This is a genomic window from Leisingera coralii, from assembly GCF_049056525.1.
In the GTDB taxonomy this organism is placed as follows: domain Bacteria; phylum Pseudomonadota; class Alphaproteobacteria; order Rhodobacterales; family Rhodobacteraceae; genus Leisingera; species Leisingera coralii.
In genome coordinates, this window is sequence record NZ_JBHUPT010000063.1 from 13,061 (window position 1) to 25,958 (window position 12,898).

At 63.5% G+C, this 12,898-nt stretch carries 13 protein-coding genes; 6 read left to right on the top strand and 7 right to left on the bottom strand.

Annotated elements, in window-relative coordinates:
* Together ACFMBG_RS19020 and ACFMBG_RS19025 are read right to left on the bottom strand one after the other, a co-directional pair.
* The gene (locus ACFMBG_RS19020; RefSeq protein WP_421056252.1) at positions 1-1,716 is read right to left on the bottom strand and encodes a sensor N-terminal transmembrane domain-containing protein; all 1,716 of its coding nucleotides are present in this window, start codon (positions 1,714-1,716) and stop codon (positions 1-3) included.
* Positions 1,717-1,767: 51 nt separating this feature from the next.
* Positions 1,768-2,472 (bottom strand): response regulator transcription factor, encoded by a 705-nt coding sequence (locus ACFMBG_RS19025; RefSeq protein ID WP_421056253.1) that lies wholly within the window; start codon positions 2,470-2,472, stop codon positions 1,768-1,770.
* A 344-nt stretch (positions 2,473-2,816) separates the two neighbouring features.
* Between ACFMBG_RS19025 and ACFMBG_RS19030 the strand changes: the two genes are divergently transcribed.
* Together ACFMBG_RS19030 and ACFMBG_RS19035 are read left to right on the top strand one after the other, a co-directional pair.
* The gene (locus ACFMBG_RS19030; RefSeq protein WP_421056254.1) at positions 2,817-4,415 is read left to right on the top strand and encodes a phosphoenolpyruvate carboxykinase; all 1,599 of its coding nucleotides are present in this window, start codon (positions 2,817-2,819) and stop codon (positions 4,413-4,415) included.
* 171 nt (positions 4,416-4,586) lie between these two features.
* Positions 4,587-5,264, top strand: coding sequence for a methyl-accepting chemotaxis protein (locus tag ACFMBG_RS19035; RefSeq protein ID WP_421056255.1), 678 nt, complete (start codon positions 4,587-4,589; stop codon positions 5,262-5,264).
* On the opposite strand, the gene dgt is transcribed toward ACFMBG_RS19035, so the two are convergent.
* The 3 genes from dgt to ACFMBG_RS19050 all read right to left on the bottom strand — a co-directional run bounded on the left by dgt (position 5,261) and on the right by ACFMBG_RS19050 (position 8,367).
* The gene (gene dgt / locus ACFMBG_RS19040; RefSeq protein WP_421056256.1) at positions 5,261-6,616 is read right to left on the bottom strand and encodes a dGTP triphosphohydrolase; all 1,356 of its coding nucleotides are present in this window, start codon (positions 6,614-6,616) and stop codon (positions 5,261-5,263) included. The two genes, ACFMBG_RS19035 and dgt, sit on opposite strands and share 4 nt — an antisense overlap.
* A 63-nt stretch (positions 6,617-6,679) precedes the next feature.
* Complete coding sequence (locus ACFMBG_RS19045) at positions 6,680-7,576, bottom strand: cation diffusion facilitator family transporter (protein WP_421056257.1); 897 nt, start codon at positions 7,574-7,576, stop codon at positions 6,680-6,682.
* Positions 7,577-7,599: 23 nt separating this feature from the next.
* Positions 7,600-8,367, bottom strand: coding sequence for a sulfite exporter TauE/SafE family protein (locus ACFMBG_RS19050; protein ID WP_421056258.1), 768 nt, complete (start codon positions 8,365-8,367; stop codon positions 7,600-7,602).
* Between ACFMBG_RS19050 and ACFMBG_RS19055 the strand changes: the two genes are divergently transcribed.
* The 4 genes from ACFMBG_RS19055 (at position 8,252) to ACFMBG_RS19070 (ending at position 11,730) form a co-directional block, all read left to right on the top strand.
* Complete coding sequence (locus ACFMBG_RS19055; RefSeq protein ID WP_421056333.1) at positions 8,252-8,509, top strand: hypothetical protein; 258 nt, start codon at positions 8,252-8,254, stop codon at positions 8,507-8,509. The genes ACFMBG_RS19050 and ACFMBG_RS19055 overlap by 116 nt on opposite strands.
* Before the next feature lie 3 nt (positions 8,510-8,512).
* Positions 8,513-10,198: an acyl-CoA dehydrogenase family protein gene (locus ACFMBG_RS19060; protein WP_421056259.1), complete on the top strand. Its 1,686-nt coding sequence runs from the start codon at positions 8,513-8,515 to the stop codon at positions 10,196-10,198.
* A gap of 274 nt (positions 10,199-10,472) precedes the next feature.
* Complete coding sequence (locus tag ACFMBG_RS19065; protein WP_421056260.1) at positions 10,473-11,060, top strand: SGNH/GDSL hydrolase family protein; 588 nt, start codon at positions 10,473-10,475, stop codon at positions 11,058-11,060.
* A 277-nt stretch (positions 11,061-11,337) separates the two neighbouring features.
* Positions 11,338-11,730 carry an META domain-containing protein gene (locus ACFMBG_RS19070; RefSeq protein WP_421056261.1) on the top strand — a complete coding sequence of 131 codons (393 nt, stop codon included), beginning with the start codon at positions 11,338-11,340 and terminating at the stop codon, positions 11,728-11,730.
* Here the strand turns inward: ACFMBG_RS19070 and recO are convergent.
* The gene (gene recO, locus ACFMBG_RS19075) at positions 11,714-12,439 is read right to left on the bottom strand and encodes a DNA repair protein RecO (protein ID WP_421056262.1); all 726 of its coding nucleotides are present in this window, start codon (positions 12,437-12,439) and stop codon (positions 11,714-11,716) included. The genes ACFMBG_RS19070 and recO overlap by 17 nt on opposite strands.
* A gap of 69 nt (positions 12,440-12,508) precedes the next feature.
* A complete protein-coding gene (locus ACFMBG_RS19080) occupies positions 12,509-12,838 on the bottom strand; it encodes a DUF1491 family protein (protein ID WP_421056263.1) in 330 nt (109 codons plus the stop codon).
* Between the last annotated feature and the right edge of the window lie 60 nt (positions 12,839-12,898).

Genomic DNA, 12,898 nt, shown 5'->3' on the forward strand with positions numbered 1-12,898 from the left:
TTACACCGGCAGGCCGACCACAAACCTCGCGCCCAGAGGTTCAGAGGTTACATCGGCCTCAGTCGGGCGGATGTTTTCGGCCCAGATCACGCCGCCATGCGCCTCGACAATCTGCTTGGAGATTGCCAGGCCAAGGCCGGAGTTATTGCCGAAATGCTCCACCGGGCGTTGCGAGTAGAAGCGTTTGAAGATCTTGGACAGCGCCTGGTCCGGAATGCCGGGGCCGGTGTCCTCGACCACAACCAGCACCCGGTTAGCGCGGCGGCGGGCCCAGACGCGGATGGCGTCGCCCTCCTCGCAGAAGGAGATTGCATTGGTGATCAGGTTGACAAAGACCTGTGCCAGCCGTGCCTCCAGCCCTTGCAGCTGGATGGGCTGGGCCGGCAGGTCGGTGATGTAGTCGATCCCCTTGGCACGGGCGTCCTCGCCCAGGTACTGGTTCAGATTGCCCAGCATAGCCAGCAGGTCGAACTCCTCTTCCTCTTCCTTGACCAGCTCTGCATCAAGCCGCGAGGCATTGGAAATGTCGCTGACCAGCCGGTCCAGGCGGCGCACGTCGTGTTCAATCACATCCATCAGCTTCTCGCGCTGATCGTCGCGCTTGACCATGCGCAGGGTGCCGACTGCAGACTGCAGACTGGCGAGAGGATTCTTGATTTCATGCGCCACATCGGCGGCGAACTGTTCGTTGCTGTCGATGCGGGTATAGAGCGCCTTGACCATGCCGCGCAAAGCGCGGCTGAGGCGGCCGATCTCATCCGGGCGGGCGGAGAGGTCGGGAATGCGGATCCGGCCCGGGCTGGACTTGCGGCTGCCGCGTTCACGGCCCAGTTCAGCGGCCTCGGCCAGGTCGGCCAGCGGATTGGCAATCGTTGAGGCCAGCACCAGGCTGAGGCCGACGGACACCAGCAGGGCAACCACAAACATCTGCAGCACCCGCTCCTGCTCGCCGCGCACCAGCGCCTCCACTTCACCAGTGGGCGACGTCAGCGCAATCACCCCGACCGCGTTGCCATTGTGCATGATGGGGGTTGCGGCCGAGATCACACGGCTGCCGCTGGTATCCACGACCGTTTCAACCCCGGTGCCGCCATTCATCGCCCGGTCGACCAGGCCGCCCAGCCGTTCCTGCAGCGACGGGCTGGGGCTGCCGGCGCCGGCGGCTGGCGTGCCGTCACCATCGGCGATCCCCCACAGAGCAGACAGCGCATCGCTGATCAGCGTCCTGCTTCTGCCGCTGTCGTTCAGCACATTCAGGGCATCGCTGCGATCGACGCCCTTGATGCTGGAAATCAGATTGCCGGTGGTATCGAAAACAAAGGCCTCGACGCCGCCGCGCAGGCTGAGGCGGGCCAGCGTATCCTCGACCTGGATGCCATCACCGGCAGCAAAGCTGACCGCTCCTGCGGCCGGCATTTCCGCCTCGAATACATCTGCGGCCAGCATCGCCTCAGAAACCAGCGTACCCGCGCGCTGCTGCACCAGGCTCTGGCGCGAGGAATTCAGATACAGGATTCCGGTGACCAGTATGATCAGCGCAATCAGGTTGAAGGTGATGATCTTGCGGGTCAGCGGCGAACCCTTGAGCGGCAACAGCCCGCGGCGCGCGCGTTTGACCTGCATTTCCCGCGTGACGGATTGCTCGGGGGTGACCCAATCCTCCCCCAGAACAACATCGCCGTCCTGCTGGCGTTGCATTATGCTGGTATCGCGCATGCGCGCCCACTCCTCCGGCCGGGGGCGAACCGCCCCGCTCAAACGTGCCGCTTATTCTTCATTATAACGGTAACCGATTCCATAAAGAGTTTCGATTGCCGCAAATTCCGGATCCGCGCTGCGCATTTTCTTGCGCAGGCGCTTGATATGGCTGTCGATGGTCCGGTCGTCCACATAAACCTGGTCATCATAGGCCACATCCATCAGCTGATCGCGGCTTTTGACAAAGCCCGGCCGCTGGGCCAGCGCCTGCAGCAGCAGGAATTCGGTCACCGTCAGCGACACGTCCTTGCCCTTCCAGCTAACCGCGTGGCGCAGCGGATCCATCCGCAGGTTGCCGCGTTCCATCACCTTGGTCTCGGGGCTGCTGCTGCCGGCGGCATCGCTGCTGATCGCCTCCTGCCGGCGCAACAACGCCCGGATCCGTTCAACCAAAAGCCGCTGCGAGAAAGGTTTCTTGACGTAATCGTCGGCGCCCATGCGCAGCCCCAGCACCTCGTCGATCTCGTCGTCCTTGGAGGTGAGGAAGATCACCGGCATCTGGGTTTTCTGGCGCAGCCGCTGCAGCAGATCCATGCCATCCATGCGCGGCATCTTGATGTCCAGCACAGCCATGTCGGGCAGCTTCTTGTTGAAGGCGTCCAGCGCCGCCTGGCCGTCATTATAGGTTTCGACCTCAAAGCCCTCGGCCTCAAGCGTCATGGAAACCGATGTCAGGATGTTCCTGTCATCGTCAACCAAAGCAATCTTTGACATTGGAATTGCCCCTAATCTGCTCTGTTCTGTGTTTTGTTTTTACCACTTTCATCGCCGTTATGATGCGCCGAATCAATCCCATTTGAAGAATCGCGGCGATCTTTGGGCTCAATTGGGGCAAAAATACCTTAGCGTCTGCTGAACAAGCGGGCGCTTTTCTGCATTGCAAATAATGGTTGCGCTAAACATTGCCTTGGTGGCGCTAACTGGGGGTAAGCGGCCTGTTCACCGCCTAAAACGCCGTGTTAAGACCGCGCCACCGGCAGCCTTGCCGTTTTCTATTGCCCCAATGGCGCAGCCGCGCAGCCTGCGTGCCGCCCGCGCCGCCACAGGAGAAAAAACGCATGACATCTGGACGGGTTAACCCGCAATTCCGCCTCGAAGATCAGGGCATCGAGGGTCTGGGAAATGTCTATTACAACTTCATGGAGCCGGCGCTGATCGAAGCCGCGCTGAAGCGCGGCGAAGGCACGCTGGGCAATGGCGGCGCCTTCCTCGTGACCACCGGCAAGTTCACCGGCCGCTCGCCCAAGGACAAACATGTCGTGAAAACCGACAGCGTCCGCGACACCATCTGGTGGGATAACAATGCCGCAATGAGCCCGGAAGGCTTCGATGCGCTCTATGCCGACATGCTGGAGCACATGAAGGGCCGCGACTACTTTGTGCAGGACCTGGTCGGCGGCGCCGATCCGGTGCATGCGATCAACGTCCGCATGGTCACTGAGCTCGCCTGGCACAACCTGTTCATCCGCCACCTGCTGCGCCGTCCCGACCGCGAGGACCTGAACGACTTCGTGGCCGATTTCACCATCATCAACTGCCCGTCCTTCCAGGCCGACCCGAAGAAGCACGACTGCCGGTCCGAAACCGTGATCGCGCTGAACTTCGACAAGAAGGTGATCCTGATCGGCGGCACTGAATACGCAGGCGAGAACAAGAAATCGGTGTTCACCCTGCTGAACTACCTGCTGCCGGAAAAGGGCATCATGCCGATGCACTGCTCCGCCAACCACGCCAAGGGCAACGCGGTCGACACCGCGGTATTCTTCGGCCTTTCCGGCACCGGCAAAACCACCCTGTCCGCCGACCCGGACCGCGTTCTGATCGGCGATGACGAGCATGGCTGGGCGTCCAACGGCACCTTCAACTTCGAAGGCGGCTGCTATGCCAAGACCATCAACCTGAACCCCGAGGCAGAGCCGGAAATCTACGCCACCACCCACAAGTTCGGCACCGTGATCGAGAACATGGTGTTCGATGAGGAAACCAAAGAGCTGGATTTCAACGACGACAGCCTGACCGCCAACATGCGTTGCGCCTACCCGCTGCATTACATCTCCAATGCATCGGCCAGCGCCCGCGGCGGCCACCCGAAGAACATCATCATGCTGACCTGCGATGCCTTCGGCGTGCTGCCTCCGATCTCGCGGCTGACCCCGGCGCAGGCGATGTACCACTTCCTGTCGGGCTTCACCTCCAAGGTGGCCGGCACCGAGCGCGGCGTGACCGAGCCGGAGCCGACCTTCTCGACCTGCTTCGGCGCCCCCTTCATGCCGCGCCGCCCCGAGGTTTACGGCAACCTGCTGCGCGAAAAGATCGCCCAGCACGGCGCGACCTGCTGGCTGGTGAACACCGGCTGGACCGGCGGCGCCTATGGCACCGGCAGCCGGATGCCGATTAAGGCAACCCGCGCGCTGCTGACCGCGGCACTGGACGGGTCGCTGGCGGATGCAGAATTCCGCAAGGACGTGAACTTTGGCTTTGACGTGCCGGTAAACGTGCCAGGCGTGCCGGAGCTGCTGCTGGATCCGCGCCGCACCTGGGATGACAAGGACGCCTATGACACCCAGGCGGCCAAGCTGGTGCAGATGTTCTCCGACAACTTCGAGCAGTACCTGCCGTTCATCGACGAGGACGTGAAGGCCGCAGCCATCGGCTGATGCTGTCCAAATTCCTCCGAGTAAAGAAAACCCCAGCCCTGCGCTGGGGTTTTTCATTTCAGGAAATTAATTTTCCAATAAACACTTCCTTAACCTCTCCAGCGCAAATCTTCCGCAAGCGCGGCTTTGCGGCTGTTTGACTGATTATTGCGCCACACCGGGGAGGGCGAAATGGATAAAGAGGCTTTGACGGTTTTCAACAGTATTTTCAGTACCGGCAGCGCCTTTGTGTACCGCTGTGCCAATGACGAGAACTTCACGATGAAGTTCATGGCCGGACAGGTCGAGAAGCTCTGCGGCTGCCCGAAATCGGACATTCTGGAGAACTCCAAAGTGTCTTACGTGGGCTTGACCCATGCAGGCGACATTGACCGGGTTTTCGCCGAGGTGGATGCAGCCATCGAAGCAAAGGAGAACTGGGATGTCGCCTACCGGCTGAGTCGGCCCGACGGCTCGGAGACATGGGTGCGCGAGCGTGGCAATGCGGTCTATGACGACAGCGGCGAGATGATCTATCTCGAAGGGCTGGTGGTGGATGCCTCGGCCGAGGTCAACCTACGCAATGAACTGCAGGAGACATTGAACCGCACCGAGGAAGCCAACGCCGAAATCATCAATTTGGCCGAAAACATCCTGAGGTCCGTCCAGAAGCTGTCCATCCTGGCGATCAACGCCGGGATCGAGGCCGCGCGGGCGGGTAAGGCAGGCCTAGGCTTTGCCTATCTTGCCCGGGAGATCAAGGCGCTGGCGGATGAGAACAACCGCTGGGCCAGCCGCATCACCGACACGATGGCCCAGCGCAAGCGCGATGAAGCACGGGAGGCAGCCAGCGAAACTAAGGCCGGTTAGCGCACCACCGATCCCGTGACCATGTCCCGTACTTTCAGCGCATAGCGGTCGGTCATGCCAGAGACGAAATCGGCCAGCGAATGCATCGCGGTGTAGGCGTCCTCCACCCCGCGCAGGTCCAGATCCACAGCACGGATCAGCTTGGCCCAGTAGCCGTGCCGGGCTTTCAGCTCCTGTGCGTCCCAGCCGCACGCACGCAGGTCGCCATAAAGACCGTGGAAATGGTCCAGCACCGAATGCAGCACCTGGCGCCCGGTGATCTCCAGTTCAGTCTTGCGGCGGGCGACAAAGATCCGCTGCTCTGACAGCTCTTTCAGCCGGGCAAAGGCCTGCGCCTTGGAAGACACTTCCATCAGCCCGTCGTTGAACTCACCCATCATGATGGCGTCATAGTTTTCCAGAAAGGCCGTCACGGCGGCGTCGATCGACTGGCCGATTGCAAAGGCGCGCAGCAGCCCGATCCGGTCGCGCATCGGCAGGCCGCGGTCCTCGTTCGGCTTGCCAATGATGGCTTCCAGCGCCTCGGCAACCTCAGTGCGGTCCAGGTCGCCCATGCTGGCCGCATCCTCGATATCCAGGATGCGGTAACAGATGTCATCTGCCGCCTCGACCAGGAAGGCCAGCGGGTGCCGCCGCCGCCAGCCGCCTGGCTCGGCCGGCAGGCCCAGCGCCTCGGCGGTTTCCTCAAACAGCTCTGCGTCGGAGTGGAACACCCCAAACTTCTTGAGACCCACATAGGGTGCCTTGCTGGGCCCCACAGCCTCATCCCGCACCTGACGAGTGCACGGATATTTCATGAAGGCGCCAAGCGTCGCATAGCTGAGCCGCAGCCCGCCCTGCTGCTGGGCGTATTCCAGCCGCCCGACGATGCGGAAGCCCTGCGCGTTTCCCTCGAAATTCTCGAATTCCGCCTGCAAATGCGCTGGTACCGCCGCGGCCACGCCTTGGCCGGACCGGAACTGCGCTGCAAACCAGTCGCCGATGCTGTCCTCCCCGGAGTGGCCAAAGGGCGGGTTGCCGATGTCATGCACCAGGCAGGCGGCCTCCACATGGCCTGCCAGCCGCGCGGTCTGATCCGCCTTCAGGCTGCCGCGTTCCACCAGCGCAGCCCCCACGCCTGCGCCCAGAGAGCGGCCTACGCTGGCGGTTTCCATGCTGTGTATCATCCGGTGATGCACGTGGTCATGGTCGTGCAGCGGGTGCACCTGGGTTTTCTGAGCCAGGCGGCGGAAGGGTTCGCTGAACAGGATCCGGTCATAATCCTGCAGATAGGCCGGGCGGCCCGGTTTCTCGCCATACTCCGGCCGGCACAGCCTCCCCGGGTTCAGCAACCTGTTCCATTCCATCGCCATGTGCCTGCTCCTTTGCCTGATTGGCAGTGCTTAAACGGGAGGCCGGGCGGAATTGCAAACGCTTCAGCGCGGCTTGATCCCGGCGGGCTCCAGCTTATGCTCCGGCTCCACGTGAATCACCACCTGCGCATCCGGGAGCGCTCCCTTCAAGGCAGCCTCCACCCTATCGCAAATGTCATGAGCGGCGCGCACGCGCATGGCGCCATCCACCACCATATGAAACTCGACAAACAACGCGCGGCCGGCGCGGCGGGTTTTGAGGCCGTGGACCTGCATCGCGCCATTGGCTGTGCGGTGGATAATCTCCTCGATCCTTGCGCGTTCCTCCTCCGGGGCGGCGGTGTCCATCAGGCCGCTGACGGACGAGGCGATCACCAGCCAGCCCTCGCGCAGGATGTTGACGCCGACCAGCAGCGCCAGCAGCGGGTCGAGCACGGCCCAGCCGGTGACTAGCGCCAGCCCCAACCCGGCCAGAACCCCGGCAGAGGTCCAGACGTCGCTCATCAGGTGGCGGCCGCCGGCGGACAGGGCCGGAGAGCTAAGCCGAGTGCCCGCACGCAGCAGCATCTGCGCCCAGGCGAGGTTCACCAGCATTGCCAGTGCGTTCACCACCATGCCCGCGGCGCCCCAGTCGGCAGCAGCCGGGCGGGTGAGCGCGCTGATGGCCTCATGCAGGATCACCAGGGCCGCGATCACGATCAGGATGCCCTCGATCACCGCCGAGAAGTACTCTGCCTTATGGTGGCCATACGGATGGCCTGCATCCGGGGGCCGCTGGGCATAGCGCACCGCAAACCAGGCCATCACCGCGCCGCCGATGTTCACCAGCGATTCCAAGGCATCCGACAAGAGCGCCACCGAGCCGGTCATCATCCAGGCAGTAACTTTCAGCCCCATGACCACCAGCGCAATCAGGATAGAGCCCGTTGCCAGCTGCTCGGCGCTGAACCTTTGTGGCATGATCCCTCCCGCCTGCGCCTTGCTCACATCACCAGCCCGCGGCGCAGCAGGTTCAGCCCGGCAATCAGCAGCACCACCAGCGTTGCCCGCCGGAACAGAACCTGGTCGATCCGGTCATGCAGCTGCCCGCCGATCCACATGCCCGCGACGGCCGGCACGATCAGCGCCAGCGAGAACGGGGCTGTCTCAGCCCGCATCACCCCCGAGCCGACATGCGCAATCAGCAAGGCCACCGCGCCCAGGCCGTAGATTACCCCCTGCACCCGGATCTGCTCTGTCTTCTCGGTGCCCAGCGCCGTCAGATACGCCACCGTCGGCGGCCCCCAGACGCCCGACACGCCGCCAATCAGCCCGGCCACACCGCCGACGACCGCTTCGCTGCGGCGGGTTGGACTGGTGATGGAGAACACCTTTCCCATCAGCTGGATACAGGCAAAGACCGTGACAGGCGCACCGATGACCAGCAACAGCGCCTGCTGCGGCAGGACCCGCACCGACTGGGCGCTGAGCAGCAGGCAGACCAGCCCGATCAGCAGGAACACCCGGAACTTGCGAATGGAGGCCATCGCCGCGCCCGGCCCCTGCCGCAGCGCCTGCATACCGTTTGTGACCAAGGTCGGTAGAATCAGCCCTGCCAGCGCCAGGTCCGGCGCCAAAAACATGCTGAGGCCGGAGATGAAGATCATCGGCATGGCAAAACCAACCAGGCCTTTGACGGTGCCGGCCAGCAGCGCAATGCCAAATGCTGCCGCCAGCTCCGCCGGGGAAAGGAGAGAAAACAATGCAGTCATTCCTCCGCTCTATCACATCCTCAGCGTGCTGCATTGGCAAAATCAACACGCAAGATTTGATCCAAATGACGCACCCATGAGTATTTTTGTTGCGCTGCACCTGCGAAATGATTTACCACCGGGCGACCGGAAAAGGATCTGATTCATGGCCCACGACGGACAGGACTTGCATATGAAACCGACACTCATCCCCGACCTGCTGGCGCTGACCGCCGCATCCCTGGAACCGCTGGACCAGCTGTTTGAGGCCGCCCGCGCCTCGGTCAAGGAGATGGTCAGCGAGGAGGGCCGCGTCTCCGGCCGGCTGATCGAGGAAAACCAGGTGGCGGCGCACGGGCTGTCGTGGCTGGCGACCTATGTCTACTGCCTGCGCCAGATGCAGAAATGGGCAGAGAAGCTGCAGGCCGAGGGCAAGTTCGGCGAGATGGAGCAGCTGATTCACCAGATCGGCTTTGGCGAATACCTGCTGCAGGTGAGCGGCGGCATCCAGATGAACCAGGGCGAGATCATCCGCCTGCAGGATCTAGGACTGGGCGCGGACGCTCTGAACACGCTGAAGGTGCCTGCGGTGGAAACGCTCAGCGCGCAAGGAAACAGCCAGGCCGCCCGCACCCGGCTGGTGGAGCTGATGGAGGAACAGGCAGGCTCCACCATGTTCGGCGCCTCCGGCCTGGAGGAAGAGCTGGAAATGATCCGCGACCAGTTCCGCCGCTATGCGGTGGAGAAGGTCGAGCCGAATGCCCATGACTGGCACCTGAAAGATGAGCTGATCCCGATGGAGGTGATCGAGGAACTGGCCGAGATGGGCGTATTCGGCCTGACCATCCCGGAGGAATACGGCGGCTTCGGCCTGTCGAAGGCCTCGATGGTGGTGGTGTCCGAAGAGTTGTCGCGCGGCTATATCGGCGTCGGCTCACTGGGCACCCGGTCGGAGATTGCGGCGGAGCTGATCCTGTGCGGCGGCACCGATGAGCAGAAGGCCAACTGGCTGCCGAAACTGGCCAGCGCGGAAATCCTGCCCACCGCCGTTTTCACAGAGCCGAACACCGGCTCCGACCTCGGCAGCCTGCGCACCCGTGCGGTGAAGGACGAGAACGGCGATTACAAGATCACCGGCAACAAGACCTGGATCACCCACGCCGCCCGCACCCATGTGATGACTCTGCTGGCGCGCACCGACCCGAACACCACCGATCACCGCGGGCTCTCGATGTTCCTGGCGGAGAAGACCCCGGGCACCGACGAGGCCCCCTTCCCCACCCCCGGCATGACCGGCGGCGAGATCGAGGTGCTGGGCTACCGCGGCATGAAGGAATACGAGCTCGGCTTCGACAATTTCCACGTGAAACAGGAGAACCTGCTGGGCGGTGAGGAGAACAAGGGCTTCAAACAGTTGATGGAGACCTTTGAGTCGGCCCGCATCCAGACCGCGGCCCGCGCCATCGGCGTGGCGCAGTCGGCGCTGGACATCGCCATGCAATACGCGCAGGAGCGCAAGCAGTTCGGCAAGTCGCTGATCAATTTCCCGCGGGTGTCCGGCAAGCTGGCGATGATGGCGGTGGAGATCATGATTGCCCGCCAGTTGACCTATTTCTCCGCCTGGGAAAAGGACCACGGCCACCGCTGCGACCTGGAGGCCGGCATGGCCAAGCTCTTGGGCGCGCGCGTTGCCTGGGCGGCCGCCGACAACGGGCTGCAGATCCACGGCGGCAACGGCTTTGCGATGGAATACAAGATCTCCCGCGTGCTGTGCGACGCCCGTATCCTCAACATCTTCGAGGGTGCCGCCGAGATCCAGGCGCAGGTCATCGCCCGCCGCCTGCTGGGCTGACAGCTTGATAACAGAGTGATCCGGGAGCACTCCCGCTCAAGCCCGGCGTTCGCGCCGGGTTTTCGTTTTGCAGAACAGCCCCGCCCTGAATGCGTCCTCGTTGCAACCGATGTCAGGAATAAGACTGTTTCCAAGCCAGGTTATTCGATCCTTAACAATTTGTGGTTAACAAGTGTCCATGACACTTTTCCGCTGCTTCCTTTTACCCGTTTTTCTGCTGCTCTCCGCCTGCGCAGCTTCCGTGCCGTCAGAGAACCCGTCCCGTATTCTGGCCATGGGGGATTCGCTCCTGGCCTGGCACAGCCTGTCCGGCAAATCCGTGACCGACGCTGTTGCCCGCGAACTGCAGGAGCCGGTGGTGGACCGCTCGGTCTCCGCGGCGCGGGTCATTTACAAGCTGCCGATCTCCGGTGCCGCAGGGATGAATATCCGCAAGCAGTACACACCCGGAAAATGGGACTGGGTGATCGTGAACGGCGGCGGCAATGACCTGTGGCTTGGCTGCGGCTGCTTTGCCTGCAACCGCAAGATGGACAAGCTGATCTCCAGCGACGGGCGCCAGGGCGCCATCCCCGGCATGCTGTCTGAGCTGCGCGCAACCGGCGCCAAGGTGATTTACGTCGGCTACCTGCGCAGCCCCGGTGTCGGCTCGCTGATCGAGCATTGCCGCGACGAAGGCAACGAACTGGAATCCCGCATCGAACGGCTGGCGGCGCTGGACGAGGGCATCTATTTCGTGTCGAACAAGGACCTGGTCCCCTATGGCGACCGCTCCTATCACGCGCTCGACATGATCCACCCGTCGGTCAAGGGCAGCAGCGAGATCGGCCGCAAAGTGGCGGCGATCATTCAGGCAAACTAACCGTCGGCCCTCCCGCCCCCTCCGGCGCATTCATGGAATGCGCTTCCGGTGTTGGGCCTGGCGCCGTGCTGCGCACGGCGCGGCAGCGCACCTTTCGCTCGAACCGGTACCCGCCGCGCAACGCGCGGCGCCCGGCCCAACGGGCGCAAGGCTTTTTCAATGCCGCCGCGACGGGCGGGAGAGCTCCCCTCAGTGAATTCCGTCCTTCAGCACCCAAAGCGCTGCAGTTCTTCGGCCCGCCCCGCACAGTGCGGAAGTCACTTTTCCGGGAAAGCTCATGTTGCGTCTCATATTACTGCAAGCCCTGCTGCTCATTGCGGCCTGCACTGGGGACGAAACCCTGTCGGCTTACGGGGCCGCAGGAAAGTTTTGGCGTCTGCAAAGCATTGATGGTGCAGCCTATACCGCCGCCGCCAGCCTGCGCTTCCCGGAGCCCGGAACCATAGCGGGACAGGCGCCCTGCAACAGCTTCAAGGGCAAACAGACTGCGCCTTATCCATGGTTCGCGGTTGAGGCCCTTGCCGTGACTCGGGCGGCCTGCCCCGGCCTGAAAGCCGAAGCCGCCTTCCTGCAAGCTTTGCAGGCGATGACGCTGGCCGAGGTTTCCGGCCGCGTGCTGATCCTCAGCAACGGCCAGGGGCGCGAGATGCTGTTCACAGCCGGCGGCTGAGCAGATCCGCCAGCCGCCCGCGTGCCTCTGGCAACGGCCGGTTGCCCAGCGATGGCGCCACGTGTGCTTCCAGGAAGTAGCCGGTGGTGCGCAGCGCCTGCAGGATTTCGGCGTCTCCTGCGTCCCCTTTCCCCAGCATCACCGGCGGCAACGGCAAGAGCCGGTCCGCCCACTCCCCGGCGCCTTCACGTGAAACAGCCCGGCCCGTCTTTGGCGACACATAGGCCAGCCCGGCCTGCCTGCCGGTCACCGCACAAGCCGACAGGTCCAAGCCAAAGCCCATCTCCTCCAGCAGCGCCAATTCCCAGCGCAGATAGGCGAGCGGCCAGAGTTCCTCGTTTTCCAGCAGATCCAGCAGCCGTTCGCTGCGGGTGTAGAGGTCCGGATGCGGCTCCCGCTCCGGCAGGCAGAAGGCCAGCAGCGCTGTCACCGCATTAAGCCCCGCCAGCGCCAGCCGTCCCGACAAAGCAGCCGCCGCCCGGCTGCGCAGGGGTTCCGCGTGATAACTGCCCAGGTGATCCTCCAGCCGCGCCCGCCAGGTCACATCCAGCTGCGCGCCGGGCTGCAGGATGGGGGCCATCCTGCGGCTGGCGCCGCCGCGCACCACGCCTGCGTGGCGACCGTGCTCCTCAGTGAAGACGTCTATGATTGCCGAACTTTCGCCGTGGCGGCGCATCGATAGCAATATGCCGTGATCACGCCACTCCAATGGCGGGCCTCCCTGTCATCCGGTCCGCCCCAGCAGAGCGCATTGCAGGCCAGCCTGCAAGCGGCAGGGTCACTCCAGCCCTGGCTCGTCCAGCAGATGGCGGCCGGAGCGGTCCTCGACCTCGACCACCCAGAGATCCGGATCGAATTCCCGCTGGCGGCGGATGGAGCCATCGACCTCGGCCTCGGCCCCGGCGGCCAGCTCATCCCATTTGCGGGCGCCGCTCATCAGGTCAAAGGTGCGGTGAAAGACGCGGGCCTGGCCGTCCAGCGTGTTGAGCTTGACCAGCACCGCACCTGCCGTGTCGTCACCGTGCGAGGTGACAAAGGCCGGGATATCCATCAGCCGCAGGCGGGCCAAATAGGCCTGCACCCAGAATTCGGCAGTGAGGCGGGTCATGCCGCGCCTTCGCCGGCGGCAGCGCCAGCCGGCAGTGCGGGAGCCTCCGGCGGGAGTATT